This window comes from Nocardia citri (assembly GCF_054065835.1).
On sequence record NZ_JBSUQM010000005.1, the window covers coordinates 281,021 to 304,836 of the forward strand.

The window sequence follows — 23,816 nt, forward strand, 5'->3', positions numbered from 1 at the left end:
GATGTCGCACTCGCACTCGGTCCCGGAACGGCCGTCACCGCCGCATCCGACCGGTGTCGCGTCCCCGGTGTGTGGACAGCGGAAGCCCCGTCACGGGCGGACAAGGCGTCGTTGCGGGCGACTGCGTCGGGAACCCTTCGAGAAGCTGAGAATTAGTTGTGGATTCGGGGCTCGGGCCCGTTGCGGCGGTAAGCTCCACATGTAGGCGGAGTGTTCGGTGTCCCTCATCCACCGGAGGCTCCGCCTTTTCTATGCCCTGGCCCTTTTAGGAGCTCAGCGGGCACCACCACTAGAATGCCGGGGTGACCAGCGCAGCCCCTGACAGCCCGCGTAATCGTGCCGATGCCCTCCCCAAGAGCTGGGTCCCCAGCGAGGTGGAGGCCGAGATGTACGAGCGCTGGGTAGCGGCTGGCTACTTCGCGGCCGATTCCGCCGGCGACAAGCCCGGTTACTCGATCGTGCTGCCCCCGCCGAATGTCACCGGCAGCCTGCACATGGGCCACGCGCTCGACCACACCCTGATGGACACCCTCTCGCGGCGCAAGCGCATGCAGGGGTACGAGGTGCTGTGGCTGCCCGGCATGGACCACGCGGGCATCGCCACCCAGACCATCGTGGAGAAGCAGCTCGCGGTCGACGGCAAGACCAAAGAAGACTTCGGCCGCGAACTGTTCATCGACAAGGTCTGGGACTGGAAACGGGAATCCGGCGGACAGATCCAGTGGCAGATGCGCGCGCTCGGCGACGGCGTCGACTGGAGCCGGGACCGCTTCACCATGGACGACGGGCTCTCGCGGGCCGTGCAGACCATCTTCAAACGCCTCTATGACGCGGGCCTGATCTATCGGGCCGAGCGCCTGGTCAACTGGTCGCCGGAACTGCGCACCGCCATCTCCGATATCGAGGTCAAATTCGAGGATGTCGAGGGCGAGCTGGTTTCGCTGCGCTACGGTTCGCGCAACGATGATGAGCCGCATGTGATCGTGGCCACCACCCGGGTGGAGACCATGCTCGGCGATACCGCGGTGGCGGTGCATCCGGAGGACCCGCGATATCAGGATCTGATCGGCAGCACCCTCGAGCATCCGATCACCGGACGCCGGATCCCGATCATCGCCGATGACTATGTCGATCCCGGATTCGGTACCGGAGCGGTGAAGATCACGCCCGCGCACGACCCCAACGACTTCGAGATGGGCCTGCGGCACAACCTGCCGATGCCGAACATCATGGACGAGCGTGGCCGAATCACCGGCACCGGAACCGAATTCGACGGTATGGATCGATTCGAGGCGCGGGTCAAGGTGCGCGAGCGGCTCGCCGCGGAGGGCCGGATCGCCGCCGAGAAGCGGCCGTACCTGCACAGCGTCGGACATTCCGAGCGCAGCGGCGAGGCGATCGAACCGCGGCTTTCCATGCAGTGGTGGGTCAAGGTGGAATCGCTGGCCAAGGCCGCCGGTGACGCGGTTCGCAACGGCGACACTGTGATTCACCCGACCAGCCAGGAGCCGCGCTGGTTCGAATGGGTCGACAATATGCACGACTGGTGCATCTCGCGGCAGCTGTGGTGGGGCCACCGCATCCCGATCTGGTACGGCCCCGACGGCGAAGTGGCCTGCATCGGTCCGGACGAGACCGCGCCCGAGGGCTGGGTGCAGGATCCGGATGTGCTCGACACCTGGTTCTCCTCCGGCCTGTGGCCCTTCTCCACCATGGGCTGGCCGGATGCCACCGCGGAGCTCCAGAAGTTCTATCCGACAAGCGTTCTCGTCACCGGCTACGACATCCTGTTCTTCTGGGTGGCCCGAATGATGATGTTCGGCACCTTCGTCTCCGACGATCATGTGCTTACCGCGGGCAAGGACGGCGCGACGCAGGTGCCGTTCAAGGATGTGTTCCTGCACGGCCTGATTCGCGATCAGTACGGCAAGAAGATGTCCAAATCGCGCGGTAACGGCATCGACCCGCTGGACTGGATCAACTCCTACGGCGCGGATGCCCTGCGCTTCACCCTGGCGCGCGGCGCGCAGCCCGGTGGCGACCTCTCGGTCGGCGAATCGCATGCCCTCGCCTCGCGCAGCTTCGTGACGAAGCTGTTCAACGCCACCAAGTTCGCGCTCATGAACGGCGCGCAGCCGGGCGCGCTGCCCGATCGCGCCGACCTCACCGATGCCGACCGCTGGATCATCGATCGGCTCGAAGAGGTTCGCGCCGAGGTGGATTCGGCCTTCGACGCCTACGAATTCGGTAAGGCATGTGAGGCGCTCTACCACTTCGCCTGGGACGAACTGTGCGACTGGTATCTGGAACTGTCCAAGGTGCAGTTCGCCGCCGGTGGCGCGGGCGCCGAGTCCACCGGCATCGTGCTCGGCAATGTGCTCGATGCGGTGCTGCGGCTGCTGCATCCGGTCATTCCGTTCGTCACCGAAGCGCTCTGGCGGGCGCTGACCGGCGGTGCGTCCGTTGTCATCGCCAGCTGGCCCGAGGCCACCGGTGTGGCCGCGGACGGCACCGCCGCACAACGGATTTCGGATGCGCAGCGCTTGATCACCGAGATCCGTCGCTTCCGCAGCGATCAGGGGCTGGCCGATAAACAGAAGGTGGCGGCCACGTTGATCGGGCTGGATACCGCCGGTCTCACCGAACTGCACGATGCGGTGACCAACCTCGCCCGGCTCACCGAGCCCGGTGCCGAATTCGCGGCGACCGCCTCGGTCGAGGTGCGTCTGAGCGGGGCCACCGTGACGGTCGAACTCGACACCTCCGGTGCCGTCGACCTGGTCGCCGAGCGCCGCCGCCTGGAGAAGGACCTGGCCGCGGCCGAGAAGGATTTGGCAACCACCACGGCCAAGCTCGGTAACGAGGCATTCCTGGCCAAGGCGCCGGATCAGGTGGTCGACAAGATCAAGGGACGTCGCGCTGTCGCCGAGGCCGAGGTCGCGCGCATCGGCACCCGGCTCGCGGAACTGAGCGGCAAATGAACGCCGAACCGGAGCCGCAGTACGCCGATGACGAGGATCCGAAGCGCCGGCTCGGTTCCGGGCCGTCTCCGGTGGATCTGGCCGAAATGGCGTTGGTCGAGGCAGAATTGGACCAGCGCTGGCCGGAGACCAAGATCGAGCCGTCGCTGCGCCGCATCGCGACGCTGATGGATCTGCTCGGCTCACCCCAGCAGAGCTATCCGGCCATCCACATCGCGGGTACCAATGGCAAGACCTCGGTGAGCCGGATGATCGACGCGCTGCTGACCGCACTGCACCGGCGCACCGGCCGGATAACCAGCCCGCATCTGCAGCTGGCCACCGAGCGGATCAGCATCGACAACGCGCCGATCACCCCGGCCAAGTATGTGGAGACCTACCGCGAGCTGCTGCCCTATATCGAAATGATCGATAAGCAGTCCGCCGCCGCGGACGGTCCGGCGATGAGCAAGTTCGAGGTGCTCACCGGCATGGCCTATGCCGCGTTCGCGGAGGCACCGGTGGATGTCGCGGTCGTCGAGACCGGGATGGGTGGGCGCTGGGACGCGACCAATGTCATCGACGGGCAGGTCGCGGTGATCACGCCGATCGGTCTGGATCACACCGATTTCCTCGGCGACGATCTCGCGTCCATCGCCGGGGAGAAGGCCGGGATCATCAAACGCGCCCCGGAGAGCCTGGTGCCGGGCGAAACCGTTGCCATCATCGCCGAACAGGAACCCGAGGCCATGGATGTGCTGCTGCGCCGGGCCGTCGAGGTCGATGCCGCGGTGGCCCGTGAGGGTTCGGAGTTCCGGGTGTTGGCCCGTCGAATCGCGGTCGGCGGCCAGCAACTCGAATTGCAGGGCCTCGGCGGGGTTTACGACGAGATCTTCCTGCCGCTGCACGGCGAACATCAGGCCCGCAACGCGGTGCTCGCACTCGCCGCGGTCGAGGCGTTCTTCGGCGCGGGTGCCGATCGGCAGCTCGATATCGAGGCGGTCCGCGCTGGTTTCGCGAGCGTCACCAGCCCGGGCCGGATGGAGCGCATGCGCAATGCCCCGACCATCTTCATCGACGCCGCGCACAATCCGGCGGGTGCACGGGCGCTGGCCGCGACGCTGACCGCGGAATTCGACTTCCGCAAGCTGGTTGGTGTCGTCGCGGTGCTCGGCGATAAGGATGTGGGCGGCATACTGGACGCGCTGGAACCGGTTTTCGACGAGATCGTCGTCACCAACAATGGTTCGCCGCGCGCCCTGGATATCGAACAGCTCGCCGACCTCGCCGTGCAGCGCTTCGGTGACGAACGAGTGGTCACCGCCGAAACCCTGCCCGATGCGCTGGAAACAGCCATTGCCATCGCCGAGGAGGTCGGCGATGCGGGTGAGATGGTTTCCGGTGCGGGCGTCGTGGTGACGGGCTCGGTCGTCACGGCAGGAGCGGCGCGGGCGCTGTTCGGGAAGGATCCGGCGTGAGTGGTAAGGAGTCAGCGTGAGCGAGTCAACCGGCGACGCCGAGCCCGAGCGGGCCGACGGCGAGCCGCAGGTTCCCCCGCCCGCCACCGACCCGTGGAAGGGTCTGCGCGGTGTGATGGCGGGCACGTCGATCCTCGAGGCGATCACGGTGCTGCTCGCACTGCCAGTGGTCGCTTCCGTCGGTGGCGGTATCGGCTGGTTCTCCGGCAGTTACCTCGTCATCCTCGCGCTGGTGATGATCCTCGGTGCCGGATTGCAACGCCGCCCATGGGCCATCCCGTTCAATCTGGCCCTGCAGGTCCTGCTGATCCTCGGCGTCTTCGTACACATCTCCATCGGCGTGATGGGCGTCTTCTTCGCCGTCGTCTGGGGCTTCATCCTGGTGCTGCGCGCCGATGTCAAGCGCCGGATGGAACTCGGCCTGCTGCCCAGTCAGCGCATCCAGGGCTCTTCCTAGCCGCCGGTTCGGTAGCCAGGGGCAGCGCCCATTAGGCTGTGCGCCGTGACTGAGCAGACGTTGGTACTCATCAAGCCGGACGGTGTGGCCCGTGGCCTCGTCGGCGAGGTGCTGGCCCGGATCGAGCGCAAGGGCCTCGAGATCGCCGCCCTGGAGCTGAAGAAGGTATCCGACGAGTTGGCGCGCGGCCACTACGCCGAACATGCCGAGAAGCCGTTTTTCGGTTCCTTGATCGAGTTCATCACCTCCGGCCCGGTCGTCGCGGCCATCCTGGAAGGTCCACGCGCCATCGCGGCGTTCCGGCAGATCGCCGGCGGCACGGATCCGGTCGAAAAGGCCGTTCCTGGCAGCATTCGCGGCGACTTCGCGCTGGAGACCCAGCAGAACCTGGTGCACGGCTCTGATTCGCCGGAATCGGCCAAGCGGGAAATCGCGCTCTGGTTTCCCGAGTTCTCTGCCTGATACCGGGCCTAGGCGTGAGCTGTGCGCAGCTCGGTCGGCGTCGCCGCGGACGGAGCCGAGCGCTGGCGGGTGAAGGGCGTGAGCTGTGCGAACAGGCAGCTCAGTCGGCGTCGCAGCGGGCGGAGCCGAGCGCTGGCGAGGTGAAGTCATGCGGCGATGGCGAGCCGTCACCGCACTGTGTGGGATACTGGCAGTGGTTGCTGACCGTGCCGACTGTTCGCGCAGGTACGTGGACGATCGGTGCGGGGCGGTAACCGGATGACGCTGCGGTTCGATGCCGATCATCGCTGCCACGAACAGCTGGCCCGTTGCCAGGGCCGGAAGTTCGCGTCGGCACGCTGGATGAGCGCTCGCGCCGTGGAGTTCAGCCAACAGCCAGGCGCCGCGTGACCAGTTAGCCCGACCGACGAAAACCATGGGTGTCAACCGGGCATGCGGGGCGAGACCACTTGACCTTGCGCCAACCGCGTGAGGTGAACGGACAGTGCCCCCGCGTCGGCCGCGTCACTCCTGCCAGGAGGGACGCGCCCGGGGACCCGAGGAGACTTCGTGGCCGATCAAGAGCCGCTGACAACAACATCACAGGATGCCGAACAATTGCCGGAGCGAATCCGAGTTCACGCGCTTGCCAAGCGGCTGGGGGTAACCAGCAAACGCATCCTGGCCAAGCTCGCCGAGTTGGGTGCCGACGCACGTAGTGCGCAATCGAATGTCGATCGAGCCGTAGCGGAGTCGGTCCGCGATGCGCTCGGCGCGGTGGAATCCGAACCCGAGGTCCGCGAGGCCGCCGCGCAGGAGCCGGTTGCACCCGAGCCCGAGGTGGCCGCCCAGCCCGAGCCGGTTGCCGCCCAGCCCGAGCCGGTTGCCGCCGAGCCGGTTGCCGCTTGGCCGGAGCCGGTTGCCGCCGAGCCGGTTGCCGCTCGGCCGGAGCCGGTTGCCGCCGAGCCGGTAGCCGCCCGGCCCGAGCCGGTTGCGCCCGAGCCGGGTCCCATCTTCTCCGCAAGTGACCAGCCTGTCATGCACCAGTCGGCGCAGCTGTTCACGCCACCGGTTCCGCCGGAGCCGCATATCGCGACGCCGGTCGTCTTCGAGGCCGCCGCCTCGGTCGCCGCACCGCTGTTCCTACCGCCGGATGCCGCGGCCGCCGAACATGCGCGGCGGCAGCGGCGGGCCGAGCGCGAGAGCCGTCGCGCCGAGGAGGCGGCGGTCGAAGCTGTCGAGGAAGAGTCCGAAACCACCGAGGACGAGTCGACCGAACAGCAGGGCGAGGCGGATCAGCCGCGTCGTCGTCGGCGTGGTCGCCGAGGCCGCGGCCGGGGCCGGGGTGAACAGCACACCGACGGCGACGTCGATGCCGAGGATGCCGAAGAGACTGCTGAGGAGGAGCAGTCCGCTGAGCACGCCGCCGAGGGCGACGCCGAGGCCGAGCCCAGCGAGGACACCGAGACCGAGGACGACGAATCCGGTGTGCCGGAGGGGTCGAGTCGCCGTCGCCGTCGCCGTCGTCGCCGCAAGGTGGCGGGGGAGGGCGCGGAGACCGAGGGCGTCTCCGATGACGACCCGCCGAATACCGTCGTGCACGAGCGTGAGCCACGCAATAAGAGCCGCACCCGCGCCACCGTCGACGAGGTGCAGGGCATCACCGGCTCTACCCGGCTCGAGGCCAAGCGCCAACGCCGGCGCGACGGTCGCGAGGCCGGTCGCCGTCGCCCGCCGATCCTGACCGAATCGGAGTTCCTGGCCCGCCGCGAAGCGGTGGACCGGGTCATGGTGGTGCGCGAGAAGACGTTCGCGGATCATCCGACCGCGACCCAGGTCGCGGTGCTCGAGGACAACATCCTGGTCGAGCACTTCGTCACCAATACCGGTTCGGCGTCGATGGTCGGCAATGTCTACCTCGGCAAGGTGCAGAATGTGCTGCCCTCGATGGAGGCGGCGTTCATCGATATCGGCCGCGGCCGCAACGGTGTGCTCTACGCCGGTGAGGTGAATTGGGAGGCCGCCGGTCTCGGCGGTAAGGAGCGCAAGATCGAGCAGGCGCTCAAGCCCGGCGATCAGGTGCTGGTCCAGGTCTCCAAGGATCCGGTCGGGCACAAGGGCGCCCGGCTGACCACCCAGATCAGCCTGGCCGGACGCTTCCTGGTGTACGTACCGGGCGGTTCGTCTACCGGTATCAGCCGCAAGCTGCCCGATACCGAGCGCAAGCGGCTCAAGGAGATCCTGCGCGATATCGTGCCCGCCGATGCCGGGGTGATCATCCGTACCGCGTCGGAGGGCGTCAGCGAGACCGAGCTGGCTCGCGATGTGGAGCGGCTGCAGGCGACCTGGCGCACCATCGAGAAGGCCGCCGAGATCAAGGACAACGGCGCGCCCAAGACGCTGTACGAAGAGCCGGACCTGTTGGTCAAGGTCATCCGTGACCTGTTCAACGAGGACTTCTCCACGCTGGTCATCGAGGGCGAGCGGTCCTGGAGCACGGTCGAGAACTACATCCGTACGGTCGCGCCGGATATGCTCGCCCGGGTCTCCCGGCACGAGAACAACGGTGTCGACGTCTTCGAGACCTACCGGATCGATGAGCAGCTCGCCAAAGCACTCGACCGCAAGGTGTGGCTGCCCTCGGGCGGCACCCTGGTGATCGACCGGACCGAAGCGATGACCGTCATCGACGTCAATACCGGCAAGTTCACCGGTGCGGGCGGCAGCAATCTGGAAGAGACGGTCACCAGGAACAATCTGGAAGCGGCCGAGGAGATCGTGCGCCAGATGCGGCTGCGCGATATCGGCGGCATGATCGTCGTCGACTTCATCGACATGGTGCTGGAATCGAACCGGGATCTGGTGCTGCGCAGGCTGACCGAGGCATTGGGCCGCGACCGCACCCGTCACCAGGTCTCCGAGGTGACTTCGCTGGGCCTGGTGCAGATGACCCGCAAGAAGCTGGGCACCGGGCTGGTGGAGGCGTTCTCGACGACCTGCGAGCACTGCCACGGCCGGGGCATCCTCGTGCACACCTATCCGGTGGAGCTCACGGGCGCCGAGGAAGCTACGCGAGGTGGCCGGGAGACCGGGGCGCGACGGCGGCGCGGCCGGGACAAGGGTGCGGCGGCGAGCGCACCCGCGGCGACCAATGGCACCCCGCATGTCGCCGAGGACGAGGCGGACATCGCGGTCAAGCGAGCGCATCCGGTGGCGTTGGCGATGGCGGCGCATCAGTCGGAGGAGGCGGCGGATACCGAGGATGTGCACGTCGAGGACGTCGAGGAAGTTACGGAGGTCGCCGCCGTCGATACCGATGTCGTCGCGGCGACCGATGAGGCTCCGGTCGAGCAGGTCGTAGTCTCCGATTCGGTTGCGGCGGTCGCCGGGGAAGTCGCCGAGGCGGTGGCCGACGAAATCGCGGAGGCGGTCGTCGAGGAAGCCGCGGAAGCGGCACCCGAGGAAGTCGCGGCCGAGGCGGCCGTCGAGCCCGGATCCGAGGCGGTCGTAGCACCGGTCGAGGCGCGGATTCCGACCTCGGTGGCGGATGAACCCGCTGAGTCCGTGGCAGTTGTGACAACGGAAGCACCGGCCTCGCCCAACGGTGCGCCCGAATCCGCGGCGCCTCGTACCGCTGCCCGCAGGCGCCGTGTCGCGCGTTCGGCCGCCGCGCCGGCCGCCGACAGCACCGGCGCGGTCTTCGTGCTGCCGACGGCGGATCAGGCATCCGCGGGGCCCGTGGTGGACTACACCACGGATGTGCCGGTCGTGGTGCCCGTGCGCAAGCCGCGCCGCCGGGCCGTCGGCCGTCCCGCCGGACCGCCGGTGGACGACGCGAACTGATTTGCCACAATCGGATCAGAATCCGGGACCCCCGCCGCATTTCGCGACGGGGGTCCCGCCTTTCGCGGGCACCGGTTTGGTCGGGGTGGTACCCGTCCTGTAATCTTGGACAGTCGCTGCCCGGCGACAGCGCTTGTTTGCGCTGTGTTCGTGACTCGGCTCGAGGCCGAGAGCCATCAGATTGCTGAGGCGGCGGTGACTACCAGACCAGAGTGCTGTGGTTTCCAGCCGGAGTCATCCGGGCGGGAGCACGCAGCCGCGCGAGCACGAGCCGCGCGCATTACAGGAAGAAGGGCAGCCGACCGATGGCAACGTACGCGATCGTCAAGACCGGCGGAAAGCAGTACAAGGTCGCGGTCGGTGACCTGGTGAAGGTCGAGAAGATCGAGGGTGCGCCGGGTTCGTCCGTGGCGCTGGCCCCGGTTCTCGTGGTGAACGGCGCCGAGCTGACCACCGATGCGGACAAGCTGGCCAAGGTGTCCGTGGCCGCCGAGGTCGTCGAGCACACCAAGGGCCCGAAGATCCGCATCCACAAGTTCAAGAACAAGACCGGCTACCACAAGCGTCAAGGTCACCGTCAGCCGCTGACGGTCCTCAAGGTCACCGGCATCAAGTAAGCCTCCGCGCTTTCTCGAATTACTTCACAGGAGTTCAGAAATGGCACATAAGAAGGGTGCATCCAGCTCCCGCAACGGTCGCGACTCGAATTCCCAGCGACTCGGCGTCAAGCGTTTCGGTGGCCAGACCGTTTCTGCGGGCGAGATCCTGGTTCGCCAGCGCGGCACGCACTTCCACCCCGGCGTGCTCGTCGGCCGTGGCGGCGACGACACCTTGTTCGCCCTGGCCGCTGGCAAGGTCGAATTCGGCACCAAGCGTGGCCGCAAGACCGTGAACATCGTGGTCCCGGAGCCGGTCGAGGCCTGAGCGCCTTAAGCCACTCCGGAAACAGCTGAGCGGGTCAGGGTGCATTCCCTGGCCCGCTTTTCGCATTCTCGAAAGATCGCGTTCCGTCAGCGCAGGCTCTTTTCGAGCGACCTGCAGGCAGTCGCTACGACTACCAACGAGGAGGATGATTCGGACATGTCCAAATTCATCGACCGTGTCGTATTGCATGTGCGTGCGGGCAAGGGTGGTCACGGCTGCGCCTCCGTGCGCCGCGAGAAGTTCATGCCGCTCGGTGGACCGGACGGCGGTAACGGCGGACGCGGCGGGGATGTGATCCTCGAGGTCGACCCGAATGTGCACACCCTGCTGGACTTCCACTTCCATCCGCACGCCAAGGCGAGCAACGGCAAGCCGGGCGAGGGCAGTAACCGTGATGGCAAGCAGGGCACCGACCTGGTGCTGAAGGTGCCCGACGGCACCGTGGTGCTCGACGACGACGGCAAGGTGCTCGTCGATCTGGTCGGCTCGGGCAATAAGTTCATCGTGGCCCGTGGTGGACGCGGCGGGCTCGGTAATGCCGCGCTGGCCTCCAGGGCGCGTAAGGCGCCCGGTTTCGCACTGCTCGGTGAGGACGGTGAGGAGGGCGCTCTCGTCCTCGAGCTGAAATCCGTCGCCGATGTGGGTCTGGTCGGGTATCCGTCAGCGGGTAAATCTTCGTTGGTGTCGGTGCTTTCGGCCGCCAAGCCGAAGATCGCGGACTACCCGTTCACCACGCTGGTACCCAATCTCGGCGTGGTCTCCAGCGGTGACACCACCTTCACCATCGCCGATGTGCCCGGGCTGATTCCGGGTGCGAGCGACGGGCGTGGGCTCGGGCTGGACTTCCTGCGACATCTGGAGCGCTGTGCGGTGCTCGCGCACGTTGTGGACTGCGCGACGTTGGAGCCGGGACGCGATCCGGTCTCCGATGTCGATGCGCTCGAGGCTGAACTCGCCGCCTACAAGCCGGCTTTGGATGCCGATACCGGGCTCGGTGATCTGGCGGATCGGCCGCGCGTGGTGATCCTGAACAAGGTCGATGTGCCCGATGCCGCCGAGTTGGCGGAGATGGTCACGGCCGAATTCAGCGCACGTGGCTGGCCGGTCTTCGAGATTTCGGCGGTGAGCCGAGCGGGCCTGCGCCCCTTGACCTTTGCGCTTGCGGAGATGGTCGAGCAGTATCGGATCGCGCATCCGAAGGCGGCGCCGAAGCGTCCGGTGATCCGCCCGATCGCGGTGAACGAGACCGGCTTCAGTGTGATCGCCGATCCCGAGGAGCCGGGCGGCTTCATCGTGCGCGGGCCGCAGCCGGAGCGCTGGGTGCGCCAGACCCAGTTCGACAACGACGAAGCCGTGGGCTACCTCGCCGACCGCCTCGCTCGCCTCGGCGTCGAGGAGGAACTGGTGAAGCAGGGCGCGGAGCCCGGTGCGCCGGTCACCATCGGCGATGTCACATTCGATTGGGAGCCGCAGATCTCCGCGGGCGTGGACATGGTGCCAACTGGTCGTGGGACCGATATTCGACTGGAGCAGAACGACCGGATCAGCGCTGCCGAACGCAAACACGCATCCCGAGTGCGCCGCGGTCTGGTCAAGGACGACGAGGAATAGCGTGAATGCCGTGGGCTTGTGGTGGGCGCCGGCGTCCGGCACAGCGCTTCGGCGAGCGCTGCGGTTCGGTTCGCCCCTGCGGCGAGTACCGGAATTCGATGGCGAGCGGCGCGTGCGGGGTGCGGTGATGCGCTCGGCCGGTTCGGTTGGTGCGACGAGTTCTGTTGCGGTACAGGGAGTCCGGTTGCGATGCAGGTGAGTTCGGGGATGGCCGAGGTGATGTCGCAGTCCGGGCTGAGTGAGGCCAGGACGGCGATTGCTTCGGCGCGCAGTGTGGTGGTGAAGATCGGGTCTTCGGCGCTGACCAGCCTCAGGGGCGGGCTGGATATGGCGCGACTGGATCGGCTCGCCGATGCGGTGGAGGCGCGGATGCGGGCCGGATCCGATGTGGTCGTGGTGTCCTCCGGTGCTATCGGTGCCGGTATCGCACCGCTCGGATTGACCAGTCGCCCAAGGGATTTGGCCACCAAGCAAGCCGCGGCCAGCGTTGGTCAGTTGGCATTGGCGCATGCCTGGGGCACCTCGTTCGCGCGATTCGGGCGTACGGTCGGGCAGGTGTTGTTGAGTGCCGACGACTTTTCGCGCCGCGAACATCATCGCAATGCCCAGCGCACCCTGGACCGGTTGCGCTCGCTCGGTGCGGTTGCGGTAGTGAACGAAAACGACACCGTCGCAACGGAAGAGATCCGATTCGGCGATAACGACCGCCTCGCCGCACTGGTCGCACATCTGGTCGGCGCGGATGCGCTGGTGCTGCTCTCCGATGTGGAAGGCCTCTACGACGGCGATCCGCGCAAGGGTGTCGCCAACTTCATCCCAGAGGTCCGCAGCAGCGCCGACCTCGACGGCGTTATCGCGGGCAGTGGCGGTGCGCTCGGCACCGGTGGCATGGCCTCCAAACTCTCCGCAGCCCGGCTGGCCGCCGACGCGGGCGTCCCCGTTCTACTGGCCGCCGCCACCGAGGCCGATGTCGCGCTCAGCGCGGGTACCGTCGGAACCGCCTTCGCCGCCCGCCCGGTCCGCCTTTCCGCCCGCAAATTCTGGGTCCGCCACGCCGCCGACAGCCGCGGCGCCATCCTCATCGACGAGGGAGCGGTCCAAGCCGTCGCCCACCGCCGCCGCTCGCTCCTTGCCGCAGGCATCACCGGCGTACGTGGCCGCTTCCACGGCGGCGACGTAGTCGATCTCGTCGCCCCCGACAACCGCATTGTCGCCCGCGGCGTAGTCGAATACGACAGCACCGAACTCTCCGGCATGCTCGGCCGCTCCACCACCGAACTGCCGGACACCATGCAACGCCCGGTAATCCACGCCGACGACTTGGTCAAGGTGTAGAGCCCGCTGTTTAACTTGTTGATTTGTGTATTCAGCCGTCGAAGCCTGGTGTAACTCGATGCTTATGAGAACGGCTCATCGCTGACTGCCGTCTGAGGTTGGGATGACGCCGGGTTGGTTGGTGGTCGGCGGGGGTTGGGATGGGTTGGTTTGGTCGGGTATCGGGCCGGTGATGCCGGGTTGGCCGCCGGGGTCGGGGAGAGGCGAGGTTGGTCCTGACGGGCCGGGGGCCGGGGGTGCGGGTGGGGGTGCCTGTTGGGTTGGGGGTGCCGGTGTCGGGGCGGGCTGTGGCTGTGGCGCCCGGGATTCCGGCGTCGGAGGCGCTGGGTTTGTTTGGGGCGCAGGAGATTCCGGGGTGGAGGGTGCCGGGGATGGGTCCGGGGCAGGCTGAGGGGCCGGGGCTGGAGCCGGGGTTGGCTGTGGTGGGTGGGATTCCGGCGTGCTGGGTGCCGGAGTTGGCTGTGGTGGGTGGGATTCCGGCGTGCTGGGTGCCGGGGTTGGCTGCGGTGCCTGCGAATCCGGGGTTCCAGGAGCCGGAGTGGTGGGTGCCGGTGCCGTCGGGTCCGGAGTTGGTTGTGGCGCTTGGGAATCCGGAGTGGAGGGTGCGGGCAGGGGGTCGGGGGCAGGCAGTGGGGGCGGTGCCGGTGTCGGCTGCGGTGCCTGGGAATCCGGGGTTCCAGGGGGTGGAGTGGTGGGTATCGGTGTAGTCGGTTGCGGTGCGCCGGTTTCTGGTGTCGACGTTGTCGGTCCGGGAACCTGTGTGCCGGATTGGGTTGGCGGCGATATTGGTTCGGTGGCTTGATCGGGCTCGGTCGACGGTTGCTGCGAATGCTGGGGTACCGATGGTGTCGCGCCCGGTGTGCCGGGTAAGGCGGGTGGTCCGGGGAGGGCGGGGACGGCGGTGCCTGCCATGTGGTAGGCGGGTTTGTAGATCATGTTCATGGCGAGGACGGCTTCTTGGCGCAGTGCCTCGTCCGCCATTTGCGCATTGATCACGTTGGCGGCTTCGAGAAGTCGGGCGATGGTGCCGATGGGGCCCGAATTGCCTGGTGGCACCACGGCGATCTTCACTGCTTCGGCCGCTGCGGCCACCGCGCCGAGGCGGGTGCCGACCTGGCCCATGATCGCGGCGAGTTCATCGACGGAGTCGGCGTAGCTGCGAGCACTCGCGTATGCGGCTTCGGCGGCGGCACCCTCCCAGGCCATCGAATTCATCACCCGATCCGAGCCGGCTCGGGTCAGCGGAAACGAACTGGCCAGTGTCCCTGCGACTTCCAGCCACGTGATCGACGCATTGAGGATCTGCGCGGCATCGATCTGCTGGGTCTTGGCGTAGATCTCCTCATGCTTCATCGACTCGAAATGTTCCATCGAGCTGATGTAATCGGGATCATTACCGCGCCCACCCGTCGCCTGAGCACCGGTGCCCATGGACTCGCTGCGCGATGCTGTCATGACCGCGCCTCGCTGACGCTCGCCCCCGTGATCCCCGCAGCCCGCCTATCGAGCGCCCGACCGCTGCCTCGCGCGGAGTCACACCGCGATGCGGGCCTCATCGCGGCACCCGCGTTTCGATTGCCCGCAGTGCCGCGGCATTCGCGGCATCGGCCTCCTCGAACAGCCCGCCGCTGATCAGGAACGCCTCCTTCATGCGGTAGGCGGCTTCGATGTAGTGGTCGAGCAGGGTGGCGGCGTCGCGGGCCTTGTGCGCGAATCCGGCCTGCAATTGCTGTGCGGAGATGAATCCGCCGAAGCCGGCCAGCTCGGCCGCCGATTCGAGGCGCTGGCGTAGATCGATGAGCCGGTCGGCCTGGTGGTCGTACATTTCGGCGCAACGTCGCGCCGCGTCCGGATCGAACTTGACAGTGCCCGCCTGCGCCTCCTGTTTGAAGCGGGCGATATCGGCTCGGCTGCTCTCGATCGTCATGCACCACACCCCCGGGGATCGGTCGGTCCGCCTCAGACTAACCGTTAGCCATGCCCGCGCATGAAATAGTTCTGGTCGGATACGACTATCGGGCCTGCGCGGGAATACGTTTCTGCAGCTGCGTCGCGAGTTGCTCGGCCGAGGCGGGCACGATGTGCACGGTATCGCCGGCCTTGATCAGATAGCGCCCGTCGCCCTTGACATCGATCCAGGTGTAGTGAATCGGCGGTTGCGGTGACGGCTGGTCCACCCGCCCTTCGATCCGGATATGCCCCTCGGTGGTGTGCGGCTTCAGCAGCAGCCGCCGGATCGGCAGCACCGCCGCCCGCTGCGATACGACCACCGTCTCGTCGTCGCGGATGGCATCGGCGGGTGCTGCTCGCGCCGGTTCGTGTCCGGCGCGGGCCGTGGGCAGCAATGCCGCGATGCGAGCGCCGAGCTTGGCGCTGAGGCCGATCGAAAGTCGTACGCGCCCACCGAAATCCGTTCCGGAACCGGGTTCCTGGACGACGAGGACGGCGCGGTCGTAGATCGCGCAGGCCAATAATCGGATCTCGGTTCCGGGACCATGTCCGCCGCCGATCGCCACGATCCTGGTCTGCGGTGCGGCCAGAATCCGCAGGCACGCCGATAGGTCTGGATCGCTGCGCGGCGGTAATCGCTGGTCCAGTTGGGCGCGCAATTCATCGGCTTCGGTTTCGGTTCGCGGCGTCTCGAGAATGCGCAGTGGATACGGGTGACGGTCCACTTCGGTTTCGCGCCAGATATGGGCGAACTCGTCCGGGGTGAAGGTCCAACCCACGCCGAATCACTCCTCACAACCCGCGAACGTCGAGGCTCCCGCTGGCGACTCTTGCAGGCCGCTCGAAAGGGTCAGCTTACTGGTGCCCCGAGGCGTTCGAACCATGTCTTCGTACCACAAGATTGCGGGCTGAGGTCGAAGGCCAAAGTCGGATGTATCCAAACAGCCCTTCCGTTTTGCTCCGCTTGTTGCACCGCAGCGCTCGCTCCGGTGCCGAACGCACCGCGCAGAACCACGTCCAACGCATCCTGCCCGAGCGGGATTCGCCAACCGCGGCCAGATCGCGGCCTGGGGGCGCCCGAAACCTGACCATTGACCCGCAGGATCTGCGCATACGCGAAGTTGTAGGCCGAGGTAACGGTTGTGTTGCCATGGGCTCACATTGCATTGAGCTCGCCGAAAATGGGAATTCCTTCGACACGTCCCGTGAGCGGAATGAGGTGCCACATGAACACAGTGGTATGCGGCGATTGCTGGCGCCGCGAAAACTTGACGTTCGCACAGCGACTCGACCCGGCATTCATCCGGCCCAAAACCGACTATCTGTGTCCGGAGCACCGTGCCTGCCGCGCCGAAACGCTCGGTCGGCCCGAGCCCGAGCCCGAGCTAGGGCAATCGGCGGCGTGAGCCATTACCTGAAACATGAGTGTCTTTGTGGCGGTGTGTGTTTCAGGCAGCCGTTCCTTCGCCAGCTTCATTTCCGCGAGCCGGTCGACGAGTTCATCGGTATCGGTGCCGCGTTGTCAATGGCACATTTCAAAAAGGGTGATCCTGATCCCAATTGTGGGTGGGGCTCAGTAACCTCGTTCGGTATCGATCGGGGCGAGTAGATCGCCTCCGCTGGTGAAGCGCCGCACATTCGCGCAGACGTGGTCCGCGAAGGCGGCCAGGCGCAGCTGTGGTGGATTCGAATCATGCGGTGTGACAATGGCATTCGGCAGCACCCAGAGCGGATGGCCGTCCGGCAACGGTTCGGGATCGGTGACATCGAGACCGGCGCCGCCGATCGCGCCCGAGGCCAGTGCGGCCACCAGCGCGTCGGTGTCGACCAGGCTGCCACGCGCCACATTGATCACCCAGGACGACGGCTTCAACCTCGACAGTTCCTCGACCCCGACCAGGTGTTTCGTCTCGTGCGTCGCGGGCGCGGCGATCACCACGTGATCGGTGCGTGGCCAGATGCGGGCCAGATGTTCGGCAGGCAGGGTCTCGACGGTGTCCGGAATCCCGGGCCCGGTCACCGGGCGACCGGAGCGATTGACGGCGATGATGTGCGCGCCGAGCGGGACGAGCATGGGAATCAGGGCGCGCCCGATCCCGCCCGCACCGACGATGGTGACCGTCTTACCGCGCAATGTGCCGACGTGCGGGAAGAAATCGTGCTGTCGCCAACTGGCCGCATGTAGGTGTTCCGGCAGATACCGCACTCCGGCGAGCAGCAGCATCAGTGCGTGCTCGGCCACGCTCGCGGCGAAAGCGCCTGCGGCGGAGGTGAATCGAACGTCCGGATGCCGGGCCAGAATACCTGCGGTGAACCAGTCCTCGACACCGGCCGCGGGCAGCTGCACCCATTCGACGGAGGCGGGCAAATCGTCCGGGAATTCGCCCGGACCGCCCGACCAGATCAAGGCCCTGGCCTGCGGCAGATCCGCGACGGTCGCGCCGCCCTCCACGACGGCCTTGCGCAAGAGCGTCGGCGGGGGCGTCGACGGGCCGATCGCGACCGGCACCGGAAAATCGGCGGGGCTCATGGACGACCTCCTGTCGCGGGCGAAACCGCTGGCACGGCTGCTGCGGTTGACTTCGTTGCGAACCGTAGCACCAGAACCTTTCGACCGGTCCGAGCCACCGGGCAGGGGAGTCAGCCCTCGTCGAGGTCGACGTCCAGATTGTCCCGGTCGGCCCACTCGAGCAGTTGGTCGATGCGGAACACCGCCTCGTCGATGCCCTCGTGCAGATCGCCGTATTCGGCGAAGCGGGCGGGGACCGTCTTCATGGTGAAGTCGCGCGGGTCGACATCGGGAATCTCATCCCAGCGAATGGGCGTGGAGACCGTCGCCTCCGGGACGCCGCGCACCGAATACGCCGCGGCGATGGTGTGGTCGCGAGCGTTCTGGTTGTAGTCGACGAACAGCAGTTTCGGATCGCGGTCCTTGCGCCACCACGTGGTGGTCACGTCGTCGGGTGCGCGGCGCTCGACCTCCTGCGCAAAGGCGAGTGCGGCCCGGCGCACCTCGGTGAAACCCCACTCCGGTGCGATGCGCACATAGATGTGCATGCCCTTGCCGCCGGAGGTTTTCGGCCAGCCGACCGCGCCCAACTCGTCGAGCACGTCATGCGCGACGTCCGCGACTCGCTGCACCCGCGACCACGGGCAATCCGGCATCGGGTCGAGGTCGATGCGCCATTCGTCGGGGCGCTCGGTGTCGTCGCGGCGCGAGTTCCACGGATGGAACTCAACCGTCGACATCTGCACGGCCCAGATGACATCAGCCAATGTGTCCACGCAGAGTTCATCGGCATGGCGGCCGTAGCGGGGAAAGAAGACGCGCACCGTCGGAACCCAGTCCGGTGCACCGGCGGGCAGCCGTTTCTGATGCACCTTGTCGCCTGCGAGTCCCTTGGGGAAGCGATGCAACATGCACGGCCGATCCCGCAGCGCGCGGACGATGCCGTCCCCGACGCTGAGGTAGTACTGCACCAGGTCGAGCTTGGTCGCACCGGATTCCGGGAAGTAGATCCGGTCCGGGTTGGAAATGCGGACGGTGCGGTCGCCGACATCGAGTTCGACGGCGGGCGACGCGGACTTACTGGCCACCCGTCCGACGATAACGGCTCGGCGGGTCCATCGCCGGTATCCCGATTGATACACAGCGTGCATTGTCGCCGCGCCGCGCACGAACACGGCTACCACGTCACCCTGGCCGTCGACGCCATAACCGACTCCGACGCCGAGACCCACCAGCACAGCATCGGCAAGATCTTCCCGCGCCTCGGCGAAACCGGCAGCACCGCCGAAATCGTCGAACTGCTCGCCGCGAGCCGCTGACCTGCGGCTTCGCCGGTTGTGAACGCCGATGCCATCCGGGGCGAACGGGCGCACACCGGCGAAATGATGACCAAGCTGATGCGAGAGATTCGTCGACTGTTCGGTGGCGGCGCGGTGCCCGCGGGCGGCGGCCGGGGCCCGGGCGAGCCTGGTGGCGGCGCCGCGGGCGTGCGCGAGCCGCGCAGGCCGATACCGCCGGACGACCGGCTGAGTGATACCCGACGGATCGAGCCGGGCCCGCCGACTTTTCGACTACCGGACACGCGTAGGTAACGTGTGTCCGGTGATCATCCGTGCGGGCTCAGTCGGGCTTGCGCAGCTCCGTTATGGGTGGTAGCTCGATGGTGTCGGCCATCGGGTCGATGCGCGGGTTGTCCAAGGATTCGAAGAATGCCTCGGCCGAGCCGTACCGCGCGGTGACCTCATCCAGCAGCCGTTTTGCGGGGAGGTTCGAGTGCATGCGCCTATCGTCACCTATGGAGCCCGGCCCGAAACGTTAGTTAGCTAAAAGTTGGCTAGTTTGTTAGTTGCCGACGGCAAACGCTGACTAGGTCTGGGTGGCGAGAGTGAACGGCAGTACCGCCGGCGCGCCCGCGTTGCGCAGGGCATGCGCGGCCACCGTGAGTGTCCAACCGGTATCCGACAGTGCGTCGACGAGCAAGATCGGACCGTCCGCCGAACTCAGGTCCGGAATCAGCCAGGAGTCGAACAGTCCAGCCACCCGGTGGGCCGAGTTCGCGGCGGATACCGGCGGCCGGTCCGGACGCAGTTGCAAGGTACCGAGGTCACGCAGGCGGCCTACCTCGGCGAGGCGGGCGGCGAGGGTGGCGGTGAGCACCGGATAGCGGTGTGATTCGAGGGCCATCACCGCGGTCGGGCGCGTCGCCCAATCCCATTCGCGCAACACCGCGATGCAGGCGTCGAAGACCGCGTCCGGGACCGGATCGTCGGGCGCGTCCAGCAGCGCGCGCAGGCGCTGACCCCAGCCGAGGTCGGTGAGCCGACCGAGCGCACGCCCGGTCTCGGCGCCATTGGTTATCTTGCCGGACAACGGAATACCGAGTTTGGCCATCCCGGTGGGCCACTGCTTGCGCGGGGTGAGATCGAGGCCGGGACGGTCGAGCCGGGCCCGGGTCGCGGCGATGGCCGCAGGGTCGATGGTGGTATCGCGGCGCGTGCCGGTGCAGTTGTCGCAGCGGCCGCAGCCGGGCGTGTCGGCCTCGAGGGCGGGCAAGCCGGGATCGTCGAGCTGGCGGCGCAGGAACTGCATCCGGCAGCCGGTGGTGCGCTGATAGTCGATCATCGCCTGTTGTTCGACCTCGCGGGCCGCGGCGAGACGTTCGTAGCGTTCGGTGTCGTAGACCCACGGCTGCCCGGTGGTGATCCAGCCGCCGCGCACCCGCCGTACCGCGCCGTCCACATCGAGCACCTTGAGTACCATTTCCAGTCGCGAGCGGTTCAGCTCCACCATGGGCTCGAGTGCCGCGGTCGATATGGCTCGGTCGAAATCCAGTGCGTCGAGTACCGAGCGCACGATATGTTCGCGCGGAAAGGCAACGGAGGCAAAGTAACTCCAGATCCTGGTGTCCTCCGCACCGGGCAGCAGTACCACCTCGGCGCGATCGGTGCCGCGACCGGCACGACCCACCTGCTGGTAGTAGGCGATGGGGGAGGACGGTGCGCCGACGTGCACCACGAAACCCAGATCGGGTTTGTCGAAGCCCATGCCCAGCGCCGAGGTCGCGATGAGCGCCTTCACCTCGTTGTTCAACAAGGCGGCTTCGAGTGCCTCACGTTCGGCGGTATCGGTCTGGCCGGTGTAGGCGGCGACATTGTGTCCATGCGAATTCAACACATCGGCGAGGTCGTGCGCGGCAGCGACGGTGAGGGTGTAGACGATGCCGGAACCGGTCAGCTTGTCGAGGTGACCGCTGAGCCAGGCGGTGCGCTCGATGGCATCGTCGAAGCGCACCACCGATAGGTGCAGCGATTCGCGATCGAGGGTGCCGCGTAAAACCAACGGGGGTGGCAGGCCGACGGAGTCGGCGGGGTGGACAGACGCAGTGTCGGTGCCGATCTGGGTGGCGACATCGGTGACCACCCGATCGTTGGCGGTCGCGGTGGTGGCGAGTACCGGCACATCGGAGCCGAGATCGGCGATCAGAGTGCGGATGCGGCGGTAATCGGGCCGGAAGTCATGACCCCAGTCCGAGACGCAGTGTGCCTCGTCGATCACGACCAGTCCGGCGTCGGCGGCCAACTTGGGCAATACCTGGTCGCGGAAGTCCGGATTGTTCAGCCGTTCCGGGCTGACCAGCAGGACATCCACCTCGCCCGCGGCCACCCGATCGTGGATTTCGTCCCACTCGGTGACATTGCCGGAGTTGATGGTCGCCGCGATGACGCCCGCCCGTTCGGCGGCCGCGACCTGGTTGCGCATCAGCGCCAGCAATGGCGACACGATCACTGTCGGCCCGCGCCCCGCCCGGCGTAGCAGCTTGGCCGCGATGAAATACACCGCCGACTTACCCCAGCCGGTGCGCTGCACGACCAGGGCCCGGCGCCGACGCACGATGAGCGCTTCGATAGCCGTCCACTGGTCCTCGCGCAGTTCCGCCTGGGCTCCCGCGAGGTCGCGTAGCAATTCCTCGGCCCGTTCCCGCAGGTCGGGCGCGGTGAGGTCGATCGCTGAAATACCGGCCGCGGTGGTCATGGGCTCCATCGTGCCCGATGCCACCGACATCGACAGCGACGACCGTGCGCAGCGGTATCCGTTCGACGGAAGGCTCGGTCGTTCGGTGGTCGCGAGCGCTACCGGTGGACACCGACACCTGCGGCGTCGCCGGGGCGGCCCACCCCACGGATTCGCGACGACAATGTTCCGACGTCGCGCCGGAACGCCCGTGATAGCCGCGGGCGAGTGCAGGGCCGGATACAGCTCACCGGTGACACCCGCGGGCACCGCGGCCGAAACAGCGAAATAGCTATGGGCAACGGACAATAGGATGAGATCATTGCTGCGCACCGTGGGACCGCGCGAGGAGGCAGCCATGACCAACTACGAGCCGCCGCCGGGTTGGTCGCCACCCGGTGCGCAATTCCGCAGTACCGGTGGATTCGGGCGGACCGTCGTCGGCATATTGACCGGTCTGGTGGTCACCCCGGTCGGCATCGGACTCGCCGCGCATGCGGCGCTGGATACCCGGCAATGGGTCATTCTCGGGTCCGCGGCAAACCGGGCCGGGTCGACATTCCAGATCGTCGGCGGGGCACTGTTATTGTTCCTGGTGGCCGCGCTTGCCGCGTACGCACCGGCCGGGACGGTGCTGGCCGGTCTGATCTGGGGTGTGGTACCGGGCTTTGTCTATATCCTGTTCCCGGATGACACCTGGCGGATTATTCATGACGATCTGCCGCTGCTATCCGATGAGATGCGGCAAGCGCTGATCACCTGGGTGACCAGCGGTTTCCCCTTCATCCTCGGGGTACTGCTGCTCGGTGCCGGAGTGGCCGGGACGCTGCGGCGGCGCTGAGGGCCGAATTGTGGCTGTTATCACCGCAATTCGGCCGCCAGGTCACCCCTTCACGCACAGCACCTGACGCAGCGTCGCGACGATATCGACCAGATCGCGTTGCGCGGCGATGACCTCGTCGATGTCCTTGTACGCGGCCGGGATCTCGTCGACCACACCCGCGTCCTTGCGCGATTCCACGCCCTCGGTCTGCGCGATCAGATCGGCGACGGTGAACTGCCGCTTCGCCGCGTTCCGGCTCATCCGCCGCCCGGCACCGTGCGACGCCGACTGGAACGAGGCCGGATTTCCCTTGCCCCGCACCACATATGAGCGCGTGCCCATCGAACCTGGAATCAACGCCAGATCGCCAGCACCCGCCCGCACCGCGCCCTTGCGGGTCACCAGCATCGGCAACCCGTCGATCTCTTCCTCCGCCACATAGTTGTGGTGGCAAGATATGGGTTCATCGAAACGCACTTCGCGTCCGGCGAATTCCGCGCGCACAGCACCGCATACCAGCGACAGCATGACCGCCCGGTTGCGTGCGGCATATTCCTGGGCCCAGGTCAGATCGCGCCGGTAGGCTTCCATTTCCGGTGTGCCGGAAAGGAATACGGCCAGATCGCGGTCGGGCAGGTCCTTGTTGTGCGGCAGTGTGCGCGCGATAGTCATATGCCGTTCCGCGAGTTCCTTGCCGATATTGCGGCTACCCGAGTGCAGCAGGATCCATACCCTGTCGTGCTCGTCCAGGCAGATCTCGATGAAGTGATTGCCACCGCCGAGCGAGCCGATCTGCTTGTGTGCCTTGGATTCCAGCGCCTGTACGCCCGGATTCAGTGAGCCGAACTCGGACCAGAAGCGCGTCCAGCCGCTGACGTGCTTGGCCAGTTCGCCATGTGAGGCCGCGAACTGCGCGCCCAGCTTCGCGACGTCGACCGCAGCCTTATGTGACTGGAACCCCACCGGTACCGCCGCCTCGATGCGCGAGCGCAGCGAATGCAGGTTGTCCGGTAGATCGGCGGCGGTGAGGTCGGTCTGCACGCTTTCCATCCCGCAGCCGATATCGACGCCGACCGCCGCCGGCGCGACCGCATCGCGCATCGCGATCACCGAGCCGACCGTCGCGCCCTTGCCGAGATGCACGTCGGGCATGACACGGAGGCCGTGCACCCATGGCAGTTGCGCGATATTCCGCAGTTGCCGCAGCGTGGACTGCTCGATGTCGTGCTCGTTGGCCCACATGAGCGTCTGCGCCCTGGTTCCGCGCAGCTCGACGGGAAACATGGGAAGCGTCCTTTCTGGTTCGGTCTATTCCCTATCAACGCTAGGTTCACCCGGGGCGGTGCGCACTTCAATATTTGCGAAGCCGGCAGCAAGAAATCGGCGGTCGGGCGTCGTCGGCGCGCGACCGGACGAGGATGCCGCGTTCGGCAACCGCTATCGTGCGGGGCGGAACTTTTCGGCGAGCGAAAGC

Annotated in this window: 19 protein-coding genes; 11 read left to right on the forward strand and 8 right to left on the reverse strand. The window is 66.9% G+C overall.

The genetic code is table 11. The features are described 5' to 3' along the window. The first annotated feature begins 302 nt into the window (after positions 1-302). The 9 genes from ACW2Q0_RS10795 (at position 303) to proB (ending at position 13,049) form a co-directional block, all read left to right on the forward strand. Positions 303-2,981 carry a valine--tRNA ligase gene (locus tag ACW2Q0_RS10795; protein WP_457188747.1) on the forward strand — a complete coding sequence of 893 codons (2,679 nt, stop codon included), beginning with the start codon at positions 303-305 and terminating at the stop codon, positions 2,979-2,981. Continuing rightward, the gene (folC, locus tag ACW2Q0_RS10800) at positions 2,978-4,438 is read left to right on the forward strand and encodes a bifunctional tetrahydrofolate synthase/dihydrofolate synthase (protein ID WP_457188748.1); all 1,461 of its coding nucleotides are present in this window, start codon (positions 2,978-2,980) and stop codon (positions 4,436-4,438) included. Before ACW2Q0_RS10795 ends, folC begins: the two co-directional genes overlap by 4 nt. A 115-nt stretch (positions 4,439-4,553) precedes the next feature. After that, the gene (locus tag ACW2Q0_RS10805; RefSeq protein ID WP_457188887.1) at positions 4,554-4,895 is read left to right on the forward strand and encodes a DUF4233 domain-containing protein; all 342 of its coding nucleotides are present in this window, start codon (positions 4,554-4,556) and stop codon (positions 4,893-4,895) included. 45 nt (positions 4,896-4,940) lie between these two features. Then, complete coding sequence (ndk, locus tag ACW2Q0_RS10810) at positions 4,941-5,357, forward strand: nucleoside-diphosphate kinase (RefSeq protein WP_457188751.1); 417 nt, start codon at positions 4,941-4,943, stop codon at positions 5,355-5,357. Positions 5,358-5,906: 549 nt separating this feature from the next. Continuing rightward, positions 5,907-9,179: a translation initiation factor IF-2 N-terminal domain-containing protein gene (locus tag ACW2Q0_RS10815; protein WP_457188753.1), complete on the forward strand. Its 3,273-nt coding sequence runs from the start codon at positions 5,907-5,909 to the stop codon at positions 9,177-9,179. A 305-nt stretch (positions 9,180-9,484) separates the two neighbouring features. After that, positions 9,485-9,796, forward strand: coding sequence for a 50S ribosomal protein L21 (gene rplU / locus ACW2Q0_RS10820; protein ID WP_040687720.1), 312 nt, complete (start codon positions 9,485-9,487; stop codon positions 9,794-9,796). Between the two features lie 40 nt (positions 9,797-9,836). Beyond that, on the forward strand, positions 9,837-10,103 hold the full coding sequence (gene rpmA, locus ACW2Q0_RS10825) for a 50S ribosomal protein L27 (protein ID WP_457188755.1): 267 nt from the start codon (positions 9,837-9,839) through the stop codon (positions 10,101-10,103). A 156-nt stretch (positions 10,104-10,259) separates the two neighbouring features. Beyond that, positions 10,260-11,714, forward strand: coding sequence for a GTPase ObgE (gene obgE / locus ACW2Q0_RS10830; protein WP_457188757.1), 1,455 nt, complete (start codon positions 10,260-10,262; stop codon positions 11,712-11,714). 219 nt (positions 11,715-11,933) lie between these two features. Next, complete coding sequence (gene proB / locus ACW2Q0_RS10835) at positions 11,934-13,049, forward strand: glutamate 5-kinase (RefSeq protein ID WP_457188889.1); 1,116 nt, start codon at positions 11,934-11,936, stop codon at positions 13,047-13,049. A gap of 75 nt (positions 13,050-13,124) precedes the next feature. On the opposite strand, the gene ACW2Q0_RS10840 is transcribed toward proB, so the two are convergent. The 5 genes from ACW2Q0_RS10840 to ligD all read right to left on the reverse strand — a co-directional run bounded on the left by ACW2Q0_RS10840 (position 13,125) and on the right by ligD (position 18,596). Then, positions 13,125-14,504 (reverse strand): hypothetical protein, encoded by a 1,380-nt coding sequence (locus ACW2Q0_RS10840; protein ID WP_457188759.1) that lies wholly within the window; start codon positions 14,502-14,504, stop codon positions 13,125-13,127. A gap of 97 nt (positions 14,505-14,601) precedes the next feature. After that, a complete protein-coding gene (locus ACW2Q0_RS10845) occupies positions 14,602-14,976 on the reverse strand; it encodes a hypothetical protein (RefSeq protein ID WP_457188761.1) in 375 nt (124 codons plus the stop codon). A gap of 85 nt (positions 14,977-15,061) precedes the next feature. Then, entirely contained in the window at positions 15,062-15,778 is a 717-nt protein-coding gene (locus ACW2Q0_RS10850; protein ID WP_457188763.1) for an ESX secretion-associated protein EspG, read from the reverse strand. Between the two features lie 794 nt (positions 15,779-16,572). Then, positions 16,573-17,529, reverse strand: a complete 957-nt coding sequence (locus ACW2Q0_RS10855) for a D-isomer specific 2-hydroxyacid dehydrogenase family protein (RefSeq protein ID WP_457188765.1) — start codon at positions 17,527-17,529, stop codon at positions 16,573-16,575. A 110-nt stretch (positions 17,530-17,639) separates the two neighbouring features. Beyond that, entirely contained in the window at positions 17,640-18,596 is a 957-nt protein-coding gene (gene ligD, locus ACW2Q0_RS10860; protein WP_457188767.1) for a non-homologous end-joining DNA ligase, read from the reverse strand. Between the two features lie 57 nt (positions 18,597-18,653). Between ligD and ACW2Q0_RS10865 the strand changes: the two genes are divergently transcribed. After that, entirely contained in the window at positions 18,654-18,827 is a 174-nt protein-coding gene (locus ACW2Q0_RS10865; RefSeq protein ID WP_457188769.1) for an isochorismatase family protein, read from the forward strand. Positions 18,828-19,128: 301 nt separating this feature from the next. Here ACW2Q0_RS10865 and ACW2Q0_RS10870 read toward each other — a convergent pair whose 3' ends face one another. Together ACW2Q0_RS10870 and ACW2Q0_RS10875 are read right to left on the reverse strand one after the other, a co-directional pair. After that, positions 19,129-19,287, reverse strand: a complete 159-nt coding sequence (locus ACW2Q0_RS10870; RefSeq protein ID WP_457188771.1) for a hypothetical protein — start codon at positions 19,285-19,287, stop codon at positions 19,129-19,131. An 87-nt stretch (positions 19,288-19,374) separates the two neighbouring features. Further along, positions 19,375-21,549, reverse strand: a complete 2,175-nt coding sequence (locus tag ACW2Q0_RS10875; RefSeq protein WP_457188773.1) for a RecQ family ATP-dependent DNA helicase — start codon at positions 21,547-21,549, stop codon at positions 19,375-19,377. A gap of 328 nt (positions 21,550-21,877) precedes the next feature. On the opposite strand from ACW2Q0_RS10875, the gene ACW2Q0_RS10880 reads away from it, so the two are divergent. Then, positions 21,878-22,360, forward strand: a complete 483-nt coding sequence (locus ACW2Q0_RS10880) for a hypothetical protein (protein WP_457188775.1) — start codon at positions 21,878-21,880, stop codon at positions 22,358-22,360. Positions 22,361-22,402: 42 nt separating this feature from the next. On the opposite strand, the gene ACW2Q0_RS10885 is transcribed toward ACW2Q0_RS10880, so the two are convergent. After that, entirely contained in the window at positions 22,403-23,626 is a 1,224-nt protein-coding gene (locus ACW2Q0_RS10885; protein WP_457188777.1) for an RtcB family protein, read from the reverse strand. Between the last annotated feature and the right edge of the window lie 190 nt (positions 23,627-23,816).